Below are 13,477 nucleotides of genomic sequence, written 5' to 3'. Positions count from 1 at the left end.
TTGAATGTATTCACAGATCAAAGTTGGGAGGGGGCTTGCCCCCGATGGGGCCGGCCCCGACAACCACTACCTTTCAGTCAACGCAAACTGCGTCAGGCAAAACGTCGGAATCCCCATATCTTCCAACCGCTGCGAGCCACCCAGCTCCGGCAAATCAATAATCGCTGCCGCTTCAAAAATCTTCGCGCCCATGCGTCGCACCAGGTTCGCCGCGGCAATCAGGGTGCCGCCCGTGGCGATCAGGTCATCGAACATCAACACCGAGTCGCCTTCGCACAGGCTGTCGGCGTGCACTTCCAGGAAGGCTTCGCCATATTCGGTCTGGTAACCCTCGGCCAGCACGTCCGCCGGCAGCTTGCCTTGCTTGCGGAACAGGATCAGCGGTTTGTTCAGTTGATAGGCGATGATCGAGCCGATCAGGAAGCCGCGGGCATCCATTGCGCCGATGTGGGTGAAGTCGGCTTCGACATAGCGATGGGCAAAGGTGTCGGCCACCAGGCGCAGGGCCTTGGGCGATTGGAACAGCGGCGTGATGTCACGGAAGATCACCCCAGGCTTGGGGAAGTCGATGACGGGGCGGATCAGGGATTTGATGTCGAACGAATCGAAGGTCATCGTCGAAGAGTCCTGGGAGGAAAACGGACCCGAAGTATACCTGCGGCCTTGCCAAATGGCCCGGCCGCAAGTGTCTGTATCAGCCCTCTAGAGAACCACCCGCCAGCGCGCACAGCTGGATCGGGTCGAGGATGTGCACTTCCTTGCCTTCGGCGGCAATCAACTCGTTCTGCTGGAAACGGGTGAACACGCGGGACACGGTTTCCACCGCCAGGCCCAGGTAGTTGCCGATTTCATTGCGCGACATGCTCAGGCGGAACTGGTTGGCCGAGAAACCACGGGCCCGGAATCGCGCCGAGAGGTTGACCAGGAATGTCGCGATGCGCTCGTCGGCGGTTTTCTTCGAAAGCAGCAGCATCATCTGCTGATCGTCACGGATTTCGCGGCTCATCACGCGCATCAGCTGACGGCGCAGTTGAGGCAACTGTATGGCCAGTTCATCCAGGCGTTCGAAGGGGATTTCGCACACCGACGTAGTTTCCAGCGCCTGGGCCGACACGGGATGCATCTCGGTGTCCATGCCCGACAAACCCACCAGTTCGCTCGGCAGGTGGAAGCCGGTGATCTGCTCTTCGCCGTTGTCGCTCAGGCTGAAGGTCTTCAGCGCGCCCGAACGTACTGCATAGACGGAGTCGAACCTGTCGCCCTGGCGAAACAGAAACTCGCCTTTTTTCAGCGGGCGACCGCGTTTAACGATGTCGTCCAGCGCATCCATGTCTTCCAGATTCAGCGAAAGTGGCAGGCAGAGGGGGGCGAGGCTGCAATCCTTGCAGTGAGCCTGGCTGTGAGCGCGCAGTTTGACTGGCTCGGACATTTCTTAAATCCTTGTGGGAAAACACACATAAGACGTAAGGGTAACGCACTGGGGGGCAGTCAGGCCAGCCTGTACAAAAAACCGGCAGCGGTATAAAGCTTTTTGTACCGATGCCGATACAAGGGCATTCCCATACGCCGGAGCTCGTACGATGTCTGTCATCGCCGCCTACAATCCTGCCATCCGAGTTCCTACAGTGTCGGGCGCGAAGTCAGCGGCCGAAACCGCCGTAAAAGATCAGGCCGCTGCACCCGCTGCCGAAACCAACGTGCTGGAAGGCGTGAAGGTGACGATTTCCGGCGCGGCGTTCAAGGCGGTGGCGGTGGCGAGTAAAGCCAACTCCGATATTGATGGCAGTGGCCTGGACGACAGCGTTAAACAGATCCTCAAAATGATCCGCAAGCTCAAGCAACAGATCGCCGAGAAAATGGCTGAGCTTCAGGCGGTCGCGAATGACAATAGCCTGACGCCGGAGCAGGCCCGGGTTAAGACCAACAACATCCAGGGCGCTATCAGTTCGCTGCAGGCCGGGTTGATGACCTCCCAGGGCTCCCTGCTCAAGGCGATGAAAAGCATGAGCGCTGATGGTGCCCTCAAGGCCGCTTCGTTGTAGATGTAACTAGATCACCCGTGAAAATCGTTGCCTGTTCTGGTGCTCCAGGTAGGCATCGAACACCATGCACACCGAGCGCACCAGCAAGCGGCCGGCGGGCAGCACCCGAATGCCCTGGGCGTCGAGCTCGATCAGGCCGTCCTCGGCCATGGCCTCAAGTTGCGGCCAGATCTCGTCGAAGTACCCACGAAAATCAATGTTGAAGGCCTGTTCGACGGGTTCGAATGCCAGGCTGAACGTGCAGATCAACTGCTGAATCACCTCCCGCCTCAGCCGATCATCCGTGGTGCAGACCAGGCCGCGGCTGGTGGCCAGCTGCGCACCGGCCAAGGTGTTCTGGTAGCCGTTGAGGTCACTGCTGTTCTGGCAATACAGGTCGCCGATCTGGCTGATCGCCGACACACCGAGGCCGATCAGGTCGCAATGGCCGTGGGTGGTGTAGCCCTGGAAGTTGCGTTGCAGGGTGCCTTCTTCCTGGGCGATGGCCAGTTCGTCATCCGGCAGCGCGAAGTGGTCCATGCCGATGTAGCGATAGCCGGCCTGGGTCAATTGCTCGATGGTGGTTTGCAGCATCAGCAACTTTTCCGCCGGCGCCGGCAGCTCGTCGCTGTTGATGCGCCGCTGGGGCATGAAGCGCTCCGGCAGGTGCGCGTAGTTGAACACCGACAGGCGGTCCGGTTGCAGTTTGATCACCTCTTCCACGGTGCGCGCGAAGTTGATCGGCGTCTGCTTGGGCAGGCCGTAGATCAGGTCGATATTGATCGAGCGAAACTGCAGGGTGCGCGCCGCATCAATCACCGCACGGGTCTCTTCCAGGCTTTGCAGGCGATTGACCGCCCGCTGTACCTCGGGGTCGAGGTCTTGCAGGCCGATACTGACGCGGTTGAAGCCCAGCTCACGCAGCAGGCCCATGGTGGCCCAGTCCGCTTCGCGTGGGTCGATCTCGATGCCGTAGTCGCCGGAATCATCATCGAGCAAATGGAAATGCTGGCGCAGGCGGCCCATTACCTGGCGCAGTTCGTCGTGGCTGAGAAACGTCGGGGTGCCGCCGCCGAAATGCAGCTGTTCCACCGGCTGTTTCGGGTCAAGGTGGCAGGCCACCAATTGGATTTCCTGCTCCAGGCGTTGCAGGTACGCCTGGGCGCGGCCACGGTCCTTGGTGATCACCTTGTTGCAGGCGCAGTAGTAGCAAATGTTGGCGCAGAACGGCACATGCACATACAGCGACAAGGGGCGCACGGCCTTGCGACTGTCGCGCAGGGCGTGGAGCAGGTCGAAGGTGCCGACCTGGCTGTCGAATTGTACGGCGGTGGGGTAGGACGTATAGCGTGGTCCCGCCAGGTCGTAGCGATGAATCAGATCGGTGTCCCAACGAATGGCGTCGAGCATGCGGGCGTCCCCCGGATAGGCTAATGGGCCGAGTCTAGGGGTGGGGCGGGGATGGCATCTTGATTTGCATCAACGGGGAGCGGCGCTATGCCACATGGCGATTCAATGGCCCATCAGCCAGTGCTGGTGCGGTCCTGGCAAGGTCCAGATCCCGAACACGATGACCAGCAAGCCACCGGCCATGCGCACGCTGCGTTTGCGCAATAACGCGGTAACGCGCTCGGCTGCCAGCCCGGTCGCCAGCAGCACCGGCCAGGTGCCCAGCCCGAACGCGAGCATCAGCAGTGCACTGTCCAGCGCATTGCCCTGGCTCGCGGCCCACAGCAGGGTGCTGTAGACCAGTCCGCACGGCAACCAGCCCCAGAGCGCGCCCAGCAGCAAAGCGCGGGGCAGGCTCGACACCGGCAGCAAGCGCGTGGCAACCGGCTGGATATGCCGCCACAGGCCGCGTCCGAGGCTTTCAATGCGGGTAAGGCCGCTCCACCAACCCGCCAGATACAGGCCCATGCAGATCAGCAGTAAGCCGGCGAGCACGCGCATGAACATCGCCGCCGGGCTATTGGCCACGGCCCAGCCAGCCAGGCCGACCAACAGCCCGGCCGTGGCGTAACTGAGGATGCGCCCCAGGTTGTACGCCAGCAGCAGGCGAAACCGGCGGCTGCGTTGTTCCTTGGGAATCGCCAGGGTCAGCGCGCCCATCAGCCCGCCGCACATGCCCAGGCAATGGCCGCCGCCCAGCAGGCCGAGGATCAGCGCGGAGACCAGCAGCGGCGCCAATTCAAGCATGAGGCGGGTCTTTGGGCGGTTGATCCGGGCCGTTGGCTTCGTCGATGGCGGCCAGGTGGTTCGGGTCCTGGTCGTCGAACAGCACGCTGTGGGCCGGGCCGTCGAGGTCGTCGTACTGGCCGCTGTCCACGGCCCAGAAGAAGATGTAGATGGCGATGGCCACTATCAGCAGCGCCGCCGGAATCATCACGTATAAAGCTGGCATCTGCACTCCAGGCCCGCGCGGCTCATACGGGCAGCGGGCGGGTGATTGAGGGCGCGCTGACGGCCTGCGCGCTCGGCAGGCGAGTCAGGCGCAGGGCGTTGAGCACCACGGTCAACGAACTGATGGACATGCCGACCGCCGCCCAGATTGGCGTGATCCAGCCCAAGGCAGCAAACGGCAACATCAGGCCATTGTATAGGCCTGCCCACAGCAGATTTTCAATAATCACTCGTCGAGTGCGCCGCGCCAGACTGAAGGCCTGCACCAGGGCGTCGAGGCGATTGGAGAGCAGCACCGCATCGGCGCTGGTCTTGGCCAGGTCGGTGGCCGAGCCCATGGCCACGCTGATATCGGCGGCGGCGAGCACGGGGACGTCGTTGACCCCATCGCCGAGCATCAGCACCTTGCGGCCTTCCTTGTGCAACTGTTGCAGCACCTGCAGCTTGTCGTCGGGGCGCAGGCCGCCGTGGGCTTCGTCGATGCCCAGCTCAAGGGCGACACTGGCGACCATCGGCGAACTGTCCCCGGACAGCAGCAATGTGCGCCAACCGCGCGCCTTGCACGCGGCGAGCAGCGCCGGGGCGTCGCTGCGCAGGCGGTCATCCAGCACGAACCAGGCGAGGGCGCCGCTGCGGTCGCCGAGCAGCAGCCATTGCCCAGCATCGTCCGGCGAGGCGGGGATCGGGCAGCCACTGAGTGCGCAGACAAACGCCGGCTGGCCGATGCGCAGCAGACGCTCGCCCACGCGACCTTCCAGGCCCAGGCCGGGGGTGCTGAGTACTTCGTCAGCGGCCAATGGCGCACGGCCAAAGGCGCGGGCAATCGGGTGTTCGGAGCGGTTTTCCAGGGCGGCGGCGAGGCCCAGGCAATCGTCGCTGCCCAGCTCGCCCAAGGGACGGATGGCGCGTAGGGCCAGGCGGCCTTCGGTCAGGGTGCCGGTCTTGTCGAAAATCACCGTGTCGATCTGGTTCAGGCCTTCCAGCACATGCCCACGGGTCAGCAGCAGCCCGAGTTTGTGCAGGGTGCCGGTGGCGGCGGTCAGGGCGGTTGGTGTCGCCAGGGACAACGCACACGGGCAGGTCGCTACCAGCATGGCCAACACGATCCAGAACGCCCGTGATGAGTCCAGTTCCCACCACAGCAGGCCGATCAATGCGGCGGCAATCAGCGAACACAGCAGAAACCATTGCGCGGCGCGGTCGGCGATTTGCGCCAGGCGCGGTTTCTCGGCCTGGGCGCGCTCCAGCAGACGCACGATGGCGGACAGGCGTGTCTCGTGGCCGAGGGCGCGTACTTCGACGGTCAGCGCGCCTTCGACGTTGAGGGTGCCGGCGGTGACGCTGTCGCCGACCCGGCGCGGTTGCGGCAGGTATTCGCCAGTGAGCAGGGACTCATCGATGCTTGACTGGCCGTCGAGGATCACGCCATCCGCTGGCAATACCGCGCCCGGATGCACCAGCACGCAGTCGCCCAGGGCCAGCTCGCTCAACAGGATGCGTTCGCTCTGGCCGTCGCCTTTCAAGCGCAGGCACGAAGCCGGCAGCAGGTTGACCAGTTGGGCAGTGGCCGCCGCTGTGCGCTCGCGGGCGCGCCGCTCCAGGTAGCGACCGGCCAGCAGGAACAGCGCAAACATGCCCACGGCATCGAAATACAGCTCGCCGACCCCCGTGATCGCGGTCCAGATACCCGCCAGGTAAGCCCCGCCAATGGCCAGGGACACCGACACGTCCATGGTCAGGTGGCGCGTGCGCAGGTCACGCATGGCGCCCTTGAAGAACGGCGCACAGCTGTAGAACACGATGGGGGTTGTCAGAAACATCGCCACCCAGCGCAGGATCACATGCAGTTCCGGGCTCAGGTCGATATTGAATTCGGGCCAGGTGGCCATGGTTGCCATCATCGCCTGAAACCACAGCAATCCGGCCACGCCGAGTTGGCGCAAGGCCAGGCGGTTTTCGCTGGCCAGTTGCTCGGCGGCGCGGTCGGCTTGATACGGGTGGGCGGCATAGCCGATATGGCGCAATTCGCTGAGCACCTGGCTCAACGGCAGTTGCCCGTCGGCCCAGCGCAGCTGCAAGCGATGGTTGGACAGGTTCAACCGCGCCTCGGCCACGACGGGCAGGCTGCGCAGGTGTTTTTCGATCAGCCAGCCACAGGCGGCGCAGCTGATGCCTTCCATCAGCAGGGTGGTTTCGGCCAGTTCGCCCTGGTGGTGCACGAAGGGTTTTTGCACATCGGCGCGGTCGTACAGCGCCAGTTCGTCCACCAGTTGCACCGGTAGCGACTCGGGATTGGCCGAGGCTTCGCTGCGGTGCCGGTAGTAGCTTTCCAGTCCTCCGGCCACAATCGCTTCGGCTACGGCCTGGCAGCCCGGGCAGCAGAGCTCGCGGCGCTCGCCGAGGATGTCGGCGGTGAACCGGCTGCCGGGCGGGACGGGCAGGGCGCAGTGGTAGCAGGGGGTTGGGCTGGTCATGGTCAGGGATCTTGGTTGGCTGGGAGGGCCTCATCGGGGGCAAGCCCCCTCCCACCTTTGATCTGTGAATACATTCAAAATGTGGGAGGGGCGGTGCGACGATTCGACTTGCCCCCGATGCGCGAAGCGCGGCTTTATTTTTTCAGGTCTTCGGCGCCCTGCAACGGCTCATCCCCCAACAGCAAGTCCTTGTCGTGGCTGACCTCTTCTTCTTCGAACAGGCGCCAGGTCTTGTCGCCTTCCACGCCGAGCAGTTCCACGAAGCGGCGGCCTTCGACTTTGTCGGTGACTTGGCCGATGTAGCGGCCAGGTTCGCTGTCGCTGCGAGCCAGGTTGATCTTGCGGTCCTTCTCCGGCTGGGTCGGGGAGATCAGGTTCAGTTCCAGGGTGTTCGGGTTGCTGTAGCCGGTGAGGTTCAGTTCGACTTCGCCGGTCAGTTCATCCAGGTGCAGCTTGGCGCGAAGTTGCAGGGTCTGGGCCAGGCGTTCGCGGTCGAGGGAGCGGTTGATGCCTTTGCCGGCCTCGTAGTAGTTGTCGTTGACCAGGTTGTCCGGGTTGTTCACCGCGATGGTCACCATGGACAAGGTCAAGGTCACCGAGCAGGCGAGGATGCCGATGATGATCCAGGGCCAGATGTGCTTGTACCAAGGGCTTGCGGCAGTGGCTAGGGGCATTGTTCCGTTCTCTCTTTATCGGACTTGTGGGCCGATGAATCGGCTCTTGGCTTCAATGTGGACGCTGGCGTCATCGGCATCGGTGAGGATGAACTTCACCTCGTTGGTGCTCGATGGCAGTTGTTCCGGCGCACTCGACAGCTCCACCGGCATGCTGACGATATCGCCGGCCGCTACCTTGATTTCGCGTCGGCCTTGCAGCTTGAGGTCGGGCAGGCCGGCGGCGTCGAGCACGTAGGTGTGGTCTCGCTGGTCCTTGTTCATGATCTTCAGGCTGTAGACGTTTTCGATGCGGCCTTCGGCGTTCTCGCGGTAGAGCACGCGGTCCTTGCTCACGTCGAAGCCCACCAGCGAGCGCATGAAAAACGCAGCCGCCAACAGGCTGATCATCGCCAGCAACACCAAGGCGTAACCGATCAGGCGTGGGCGCAGCTTATGGGTTTTTTGCCCGGACAGGTTGTGTTCGGTGGTGTAGCTGATCAGGCCGCGCGGGTACTCCATCTTGTCCATGATGTTGTCGCAGGCGTCGATGCACGCGGCGCAACCGATGCACTCGATCTGCAGGCCGTCGCGGATGTCGATGCCGGTGGGGCACACTTGCACGCACATTGTGCAGTCGATGCAATCGCCCAGGCCCTGGGCCTTGTAGTCGCTCCCTTTTTTACGCGGGCCACGCAGTTCGCCACGGCGTGGGTCGTAGGAGACGATCAGGGTGTCTTTGTCGAACATCACGCTCTGGAAGCGCGCGTACGGACACATGTAGATGCACACCTGTTCGCGCAGCCAGCCGGCGTTGCCATAGGTGGCGAGGGTGAAGAAGCCGACCCAGAAATACGACCAGCCGTCGGCCTGGCCGGTGAAGAAGTCGAACACCAGTTCGCGAATCGGCGAAAAGTAGCCAACGAAGGTCATGCCGGTGGCAAAGCCGATCAGCAGCCACAGGCTGTGCTTGCTGAATTTGCGCAGGAACTTGTTGGCGCCCATCGGCGCCTTATCCAGTTTGATGCGTTGGTTACGGTCGCCTTCGGTGACTTTTTCGCACCACATGAAGATCCACGTCCACACGCTTTGCGGGCAGGTATAACCACACCACACGCGGCCGGCGTACACCGTGATAAAGAACAGGCCAAACGCGGCGACGATCAGAATGCCCGACAGCAGAATGAAGTCCTGGGGCCAGAAGGTCGCACCAAAAATGAAGAACTTGCGCTCCGGCAGGTTCCACCATACGGCCTGGTGACCACCCCAGTTCAGCCACACCGTGCCGAAGTAGAGCAGGAACAACGCAGCGCCGCCGAGCATGCGCAAATTGCGGAACAGGCCGGTGAACGCGCGGGTGTAGATTTTCTCGCGCGGGGCATAGAGATCGACGGTGGTGGTCGAGTGTTTGGCAGGCGGGGTAACGTCATGTACCGGTATTTGGTCGCTCATCATTGCATCCCACGGCGGTGGAGATTTGCCTCGGCCAGTACGTGCCAACCGGGGTCAAATTAGGGGTCTTGCAGTGGCGTAATGATACGCCCCCGATGCGGTGCAAAGGGTGCGACCTTTGGTCGCGTTGGGAGAAATCAATTGATGGTGTACGTGATCTGGATCAATTGACTTGGCAAGTATGGTCGGTTTTTGCGAGTGGGACGGTCATTCGTCCCACGGATTAATCAGCGGGACACCGCTGGATTTGAAATCGCTGACGTTGCGCGTGACCACCGTGAGCCCATGGACCAGGGCGGTCGCAGCGATCAGTGCGTCACTTTCATTGGCGCGGTCGGGTACATGCAGGCGCGCACAACGTAAGGCGACGGCGGCGTCGATTGGCAGGATCCGGGCATCGAACGCGGGCATCACATGCCGCTTGAGCCAGGTGCGCAGTACCTTCCCTTGCGTGGGGTCGCGGCGCTCAATGCGCAGCACTCCGGTTTCCAGTTCCTTCAACGTAATCGCTGAAATAAACAGGTGGGACGCGATGACACTTTTTGCCCAGGCCACGACATTCGCATCCGCCTGGGGTTTACGAAGTTCAGAGATCACGTTGGTGTCGAGTAGATACATCAAGAGAGGTCCACGGGTCGATGAGTGATCACGGCACGTTCGGTTTCGAATTCCATATCGGCCGCTTCCGGCATCACCAGCAGGTCCACGATGTCGGCGTTGAGACCTGTCAGTTTCTGGTAGTCCTCAATGCTTAGCAGTACATGGGCAGGTTTGCCGCGATCAGTGATGAAAACCGGCCCTTGCCGGGCCGCTTTTTTGGCACCGCTTGTGTCTTGATTGAATTCGCGGCTGGAAATAGTGGTGATGGTCATGGGGGAACCCCCTTTATCAGATGCAATGTAGGTACGTTACTACTTAGTCAGCAGGGACCACAACCCGGGGTTATCAACGGTCGCCCAGGTCCTGGCCCAGGCTGCAGAAATAACAAAGCCCCGCCAGCGTTCGCCAGGCGGGGCTCGGTTGTGTCCGAGGCCTTTACTGTTCCTCGGCCTTCTTGTCCCCATGGGACAAACTGTAAACATACGCCGCGAGCAGGTGCACCTTGTCATTGCCTTGCAGTTGTTCCTGCGCCGGCATCTGGCCCTGACGGCCGAAACGGATGGTCTGCTGCAGTTGGGCGTAGCTCGAACCGTAGATGAAGGCGCCGGGGTGGGTCAGGTCTGGCGCGCCCATTGCCGGGGTGCCTTTGCCGGCCGGGCCGTGGCAGGCCACGCAGTTGGCGGCAAAGAGTTTTTCGCCGTTGGCCACGTCGGCCTTCACACCCTCCGGCAGCTTGCGACCGTCAAGTTGGGTGACCACGTAGGCGGCCACGTCGCTGACGCCTTCTTCATGAATGACTGGCAACCAGCCCGGCATCACGGCATGGCGGCCCTTCATGATGGTTTCCTTGATGGTGGCCGGCTCGCCACCCCAACGCCAGTCGGCGTCGGTTAGGTTGGGGAAACCGTAAGCGCCCTTGGCGTCGGAACCGTGGCACACCGAGCAGTTGGAGGCGAACAGGCGGCCACCCATCTTCAGGGCTTGCGGGTCCTTGGCAACTTCCTCAATCGGCATCGAGGCGAACTTGGCGAAGATCGGCCCGAACTTGGCGTCCGACCTGGCCATTTCCTTTTCCCATTCGTGCACGCCGGTCCAGCCGGTCTGGCCGTTGGCGAAGGGGGTTTGCTTGTCGTTGTCGAGGTAGTTGTAGCCCGGCAGCAGGCCTTTCCAGTTGCCCAGGCCGGGGTACAGCACGAGGTAGCCGAGGGCGAAGATGATGGTGCCGACGAACAGCATGAACCACCACTTGGGCAGCGGGTTGTCGTACTCCTCGATGCCATCGAACGAGTGGCCGACGGTCTCGTCGGTTTGCTCGGCGCGCTGGCCCTTGCGGGTCGACAGCAGCAGCCAGGTCAGGGCGAAAATGGTACCCAGACTGAGGACTGTGACGTACAGACTCCAGAACGTAGTCATTCTTTGTTACTCCTAGAAGCTTGCTCGACGTGCTTGATGGCTTCGGGATCATCCGCAAAGGGCAGCAAGGTCGCGTCCTCAAACTCCGACTTGCGCTTGGGGCTGAACACCCACAACGCCAGGCCGATAAAGGCCACCATCACCACAACGGTGCCCAGGCCACGAATCATCCCGATATCCATGTAGGTCACCGTTTGCTTTTGATGATGGTGCCAAGGCCTTGCAGGTAGGCCACCAATGCGTCCATTTCGGTCTTGCCCTTCACGGCTGCGGCTGCACCGGCGATGTCTTCGTCGGTGTAGGGCACGCCCAGGGTGCGCAAGACTTCCATCTTCTTCGCGGTGTCCTTGCCGTCGAGCTTGTTTTCCACGAGGAACGGGTACGCCGGCATTTTCGACTCAGGCACCACGTTGCGCGGGTTGTACAAGTGCGCACGTTGCCAGTCGTCGGAGTAACGCCCGCCCACGCGGGCCAGGTCCGGGCCGGTGCGCTTGGAGCCCCACAGGAACGGGTGGTCCCACACGCTTTCACCGGCCACCGAGTAGTGGCCGTAGCGTTCGGTTTCGGCGCGGAACGGGCGGATCATCTGCGAGTGGCAGCCCACGCAGCCGTTGGCGATGTAGACGTCGCGGCCTTCCAGTTCAAGGGCGGTGCGCGGCTTCATGCCTTCGACCGGCTTGTTGGTCACGTCCTGGAAAAACAGCGGAACGATTTGGGTCAGGCCGCCGATACTCACGGCGATGACCATGAAGAAGGCCAGCAGGCCGATGTTCTTCTCGACTACTTCATGCTTCATCAGTGGGCTCCCACAACGGCGATCTGGGCGGCGGCTTCGGCTTGCGCCGGGTCGGAGGCACGCACGGTGCGCCAGACGTTGTAGGCCATGAACAGCATACCGGTGGCAAAGAACGCACCGCCCAGGGCGCGGACGATGTAGCCCGGATGGCTGGCTTGCAGCGCTTCGACGAAGGAGTAGGTGAGGGTGCCGTCATCGTTGATCGCACGCCACATCAGGCCTTGGGTGATGCCGTTGACCCACATCGAGGCGATGTAGAGCACGGTGCCGATGGTGGCCAGCCAGAAGTGCGTGTTGATTAGCCCGACGCTGTGCATCTGCGCACGGCCAAACAGTTTGGGGATCATGTGGTACAGCGCGCCGATGGAGATCATCGCCACCCAACCGAGGGCGCCGGCGTGTACGTGGCCGATGGTCCAGTCGGTGTAGTGGGACAGCGAGTTGACGGTCTTGATCGCCATCATCGGCCCTTCGAAGGTCGACATGCCGTAGAACGCCAGGGAGACCACGAGGAAACGCAGGATCGGGTCGGTGCGCAATTTATGCCAGGCGCCCGAGAGGGTCATCATGCCGTTGATCATGCCGCCCCAGCTTGGCGCCAGCAGGATAATCGACATCGCCATACCCAGGGATTGCGCCCAGTCCGGCAGCGCGGTGTAGTGCAAATGGTGCGGACCGGCCCAGATGTACAGGGTGATCAGCGCCCAGAAGTGCACGATGGACAAGCGGTAGGAGTAGATAGGACGTTCGGCCTGTTTCGGCACGAAGTAGTACATCATCCCCAGAAAACCCGTAGTCAGGAAAAACCCTACGGCGTTGTGCCCGTACCACCACTGGATCATCGCATCTGTCGCACCGGCATAGGCCGAGTAGGACTTGAACAGGCTGACCGGCAACGATGCGTGGTTGACGATGTGCAGCATCGCCGTGACCACGATGAATGCGCCGTAGAACCAGTTGCCCACGTAGATGTGCTTGGTCTTGCGCTTGACGATGGTGCCGAAGAACACCGCACCGTAGGTCACCCACACAATCGCCAGCAAAATGGCGATCGGCCATTCCAGCTCGGCGTATTCCTTGGTGGTGGTGTAGCCCAGCGGCAGGCTGACGATGGCGCCGACGATGACTGCTTGCCAACCCCAGAAGGTAAAGGCGGCGAGGCCGTCGGAGATCAGTCGCGTCTGGCAGGTGCGTTGCACGACATAGTAGGAGGTGGCAAACAAGGCACATCCGCCGAAGGCGAAAATCACCAGGTTGGTGTGCAGCGGGCGCAGGCGACCGAAGGTCGTCCATGGCAAGTCGAAATTCAATTCCGGCCAAACCAGTTGCGAGGCGATGAACACCCCGAGCCCCATGCCAAGGATCCCCCAGACCACCGTCATGATGGCGAACTGGCGGACTACCTTATAGTTATAAGCAGTCGGACTGATTGCTGTGCTCATTCTAAGGTTCCACGGTTTAGGTTTTTTTATAGGTAAAATCGGCCGCAAGTATGTAGAAAGCGAGGGGCCATTGCAACGCAATGGCTGACCTGGATCAATGCGTTCAACGCCAGATTCTGCGCCCTTTCCATGTTTGGCGTAAGGACAAAATCAGAAATCGAAAGCTGATCGAGTGGACAGGAAATTTACGGGGTCGCAACGCTAGCCGTTGCGTACGCCGGAATCG

Annotated in this window: 15 protein-coding genes; 1 reads left to right on the top strand and 14 read right to left on the bottom strand. The window is 61.8% G+C overall.

The features are described from left to right. Positions 1–66 precede the first annotated feature (66 nt). Together DNK50_RS23950 and fnr are read right to left on the bottom strand one after the other, a co-directional pair. Entirely contained in the window at positions 67–615 is a 549-nt protein-coding gene (locus DNK50_RS23950) for an adenine phosphoribosyltransferase (protein ID WP_112196434.1), read from the bottom strand. A gap of 79 nt (positions 616–694) precedes the next feature. Beyond that, positions 695–1,429, bottom strand: a complete 735-nt coding sequence (gene fnr / locus DNK50_RS23945) for a fumarate/nitrate reduction transcriptional regulator Fnr (RefSeq protein ID WP_099582671.1) — start codon at positions 1,427–1,429, stop codon at positions 695–697. A 151-nt stretch (positions 1,430–1,580) separates the two neighbouring features. On the opposite strand from fnr, the gene DNK50_RS23940 reads away from it, so the two are divergent. Further along, a complete protein-coding gene (locus DNK50_RS23940; RefSeq protein ID WP_112196433.1) occupies positions 1,581–2,042 on the top strand; it encodes a hypothetical protein in 462 nt (153 codons plus the stop codon). Positions 2,043–2,048: 6 nt separating this feature from the next. Here the strand turns inward: DNK50_RS23940 and hemN are convergent, their stop codons facing one another. From hemN to ccoN, 12 genes are all read right to left on the bottom strand, one after another. Next, positions 2,049–3,431 carry an oxygen-independent coproporphyrinogen III oxidase gene (gene hemN, locus DNK50_RS23935; RefSeq protein WP_112196432.1) on the bottom strand — a complete coding sequence of 461 codons (1,383 nt, stop codon included), beginning with the start codon at positions 3,429–3,431 and terminating at the stop codon, positions 2,049–2,051. Positions 3,432–3,533: 102 nt separating this feature from the next. Further along, a complete protein-coding gene (locus DNK50_RS23930; RefSeq protein ID WP_099582668.1) occupies positions 3,534–4,217 on the bottom strand; it encodes a sulfite exporter TauE/SafE family protein in 684 nt (227 codons plus the stop codon). Then, a complete protein-coding gene (gene ccoS / locus DNK50_RS23925; protein ID WP_099582667.1) occupies positions 4,210–4,422 on the bottom strand; it encodes a cbb3-type cytochrome oxidase assembly protein CcoS in 213 nt (70 codons plus the stop codon). The genes DNK50_RS23930 and ccoS overlap by 8 nt, the downstream gene beginning before the upstream one ends. Positions 4,423–4,444: 22 nt before the next feature. Next, complete coding sequence (locus tag DNK50_RS23920) at positions 4,445–6,895, bottom strand: heavy metal translocating P-type ATPase (protein ID WP_112196431.1); 2,451 nt, start codon at positions 6,893–6,895, stop codon at positions 4,445–4,447. A gap of 134 nt (positions 6,896–7,029) precedes the next feature. Beyond that, the gene (locus DNK50_RS23915; protein WP_112196430.1) at positions 7,030–7,569 is read right to left on the bottom strand and encodes a FixH family protein; all 540 of its coding nucleotides are present in this window, start codon (positions 7,567–7,569) and stop codon (positions 7,030–7,032) included. 15 nt (positions 7,570–7,584) lie between these two features. Next, a complete protein-coding gene (gene ccoG, locus DNK50_RS23910) occupies positions 7,585–9,000 on the bottom strand; it encodes a cytochrome c oxidase accessory protein CcoG (RefSeq protein WP_112196429.1) in 1,416 nt (471 codons plus the stop codon). Between the two features lie 207 nt (positions 9,001–9,207). Then, on the bottom strand, positions 9,208–9,618 hold the full coding sequence (locus tag DNK50_RS23905) for a type II toxin-antitoxin system VapC family toxin (protein ID WP_099582663.1): 411 nt from the start codon (positions 9,616–9,618) through the stop codon (positions 9,208–9,210). Beyond that, a complete protein-coding gene (locus DNK50_RS23900) occupies positions 9,618–9,872 on the bottom strand; it encodes a type II toxin-antitoxin system Phd/YefM family antitoxin (protein ID WP_099582662.1) in 255 nt (84 codons plus the stop codon). Before DNK50_RS23900 ends, DNK50_RS23905 begins: the two co-directional genes overlap by 1 nt. A 163-nt stretch (positions 9,873–10,035) precedes the next feature. Next, complete coding sequence (gene ccoP, locus DNK50_RS23895; RefSeq protein ID WP_099582661.1) at positions 10,036–11,013, bottom strand: cytochrome-c oxidase, cbb3-type subunit III; 978 nt, start codon at positions 11,011–11,013, stop codon at positions 10,036–10,038. Continuing rightward, the gene (locus tag DNK50_RS23890) at positions 11,010–11,195 is read right to left on the bottom strand and encodes a CcoQ/FixQ family Cbb3-type cytochrome c oxidase assembly chaperone (protein WP_003175465.1); all 186 of its coding nucleotides are present in this window, start codon (positions 11,193–11,195) and stop codon (positions 11,010–11,012) included. Before DNK50_RS23890 ends, ccoP begins: the two co-directional genes overlap by 4 nt. Positions 11,196–11,200: 5 nt before the next feature. Continuing rightward, positions 11,201–11,809, bottom strand: a complete 609-nt coding sequence (ccoO, locus tag DNK50_RS23885; RefSeq protein WP_003193167.1) for a cytochrome-c oxidase, cbb3-type subunit II — start codon at positions 11,807–11,809, stop codon at positions 11,201–11,203. Further along, entirely contained in the window at positions 11,809–13,251 is a 1,443-nt protein-coding gene (ccoN, locus tag DNK50_RS23880) for a cytochrome-c oxidase, cbb3-type subunit I (protein WP_112196428.1), read from the bottom strand. The genes ccoO and ccoN overlap by 1 nt, the downstream gene beginning before the upstream one ends. Positions 13,252–13,477 lie beyond the last annotated feature (226 nt).

This window comes from Pseudomonas sp. LG1E9 (genome assembly GCF_003290225.1).
Classification (GTDB): domain Bacteria; phylum Pseudomonadota; class Gammaproteobacteria; order Pseudomonadales; family Pseudomonadaceae; genus Aquipseudomonas; species Aquipseudomonas cyclaminis.
Note: the sequence above shows the minus strand (reverse complement) of the source record. Positions and strands in the feature narration are given on the sequence as shown.

What these genes read in the sequence shown, in the direction of transcription:
- DNK50_RS23905 (WP_099582663.1), bottom strand. Translation starts at nt 9,618, where the DNA reads ATGTATCTACTCGACACCAACGTGATCTCTGAACTTCGTAAACCCCAG.
- ccoP (WP_099582661.1), bottom strand. Translation starts at nt 11,013, where the DNA reads ATGACTACGTTCTGGAGTCTGTACGTCACAGTCCTCAGTCTGGGTACC.
- ccoS (WP_099582667.1), bottom strand. Translation starts at nt 4,422, where the DNA reads ATGCCAGCTTTATACGTGATGATTCCGGCGGCGCTGCTGATAGTGGCC.
- DNK50_RS23930 (WP_099582668.1), bottom strand. Translation starts at nt 4,217, where the DNA reads ATGCTTGAATTGGCGCCGCTGCTGGTCTCCGCGCTGATCCTCGGCCTG.
- DNK50_RS23950 (WP_112196434.1), bottom strand. Translation starts at nt 615, where the DNA reads ATGACCTTCGATTCGTTCGACATCAAATCCCTGATCCGCCCCGTCATC.
- hemN (WP_112196432.1), bottom strand. Translation starts at nt 3,431, where the DNA reads ATGCTCGACGCCATTCGTTGGGACACCGATCTGATTCATCGCTACGAC.
- DNK50_RS23900 (WP_099582662.1), bottom strand. Translation starts at nt 9,872, where the DNA reads ATGACCATCACCACTATTTCCAGCCGCGAATTCAATCAAGACACAAGC.
- DNK50_RS23890 (WP_003175465.1), bottom strand. Translation starts at nt 11,195, where the DNA reads ATGGATATCGGGATGATTCGTGGCCTGGGCACCGTTGTGGTGATGGTG.
- DNK50_RS23920 (WP_112196431.1), bottom strand. Translation starts at nt 6,895, where the DNA reads ATGACCAGCCCAACCCCCTGCTACCACTGCGCCCTGCCCGTCCCGCCC.
- DNK50_RS23940 (WP_112196433.1), top strand. Translation starts at nt 1,581, where the DNA reads ATGTCTGTCATCGCCGCCTACAATCCTGCCATCCGAGTTCCTACAGTG.
- ccoO (WP_003193167.1), bottom strand. Translation starts at nt 11,809, where the DNA reads ATGAAGCATGAAGTAGTCGAGAAGAACATCGGCCTGCTGGCCTTCTTC.
- DNK50_RS23915 (WP_112196430.1), bottom strand. Translation starts at nt 7,569, where the DNA reads ATGCCCCTAGCCACTGCCGCAAGCCCTTGGTACAAGCACATCTGGCCC.
- ccoG (WP_112196429.1), bottom strand. Translation starts at nt 9,000, where the DNA reads ATGAGCGACCAAATACCGGTACATGACGTTACCCCGCCTGCCAAACAC.
- fnr (WP_099582671.1), bottom strand. Translation starts at nt 1,429, where the DNA reads ATGTCCGAGCCAGTCAAACTGCGCGCTCACAGCCAGGCTCACTGCAAG.
- ccoN (WP_112196428.1), bottom strand. Translation starts at nt 13,251, where the DNA reads ATGAGCACAGCAATCAGTCCGACTGCTTATAACTATAAGGTAGTCCGC.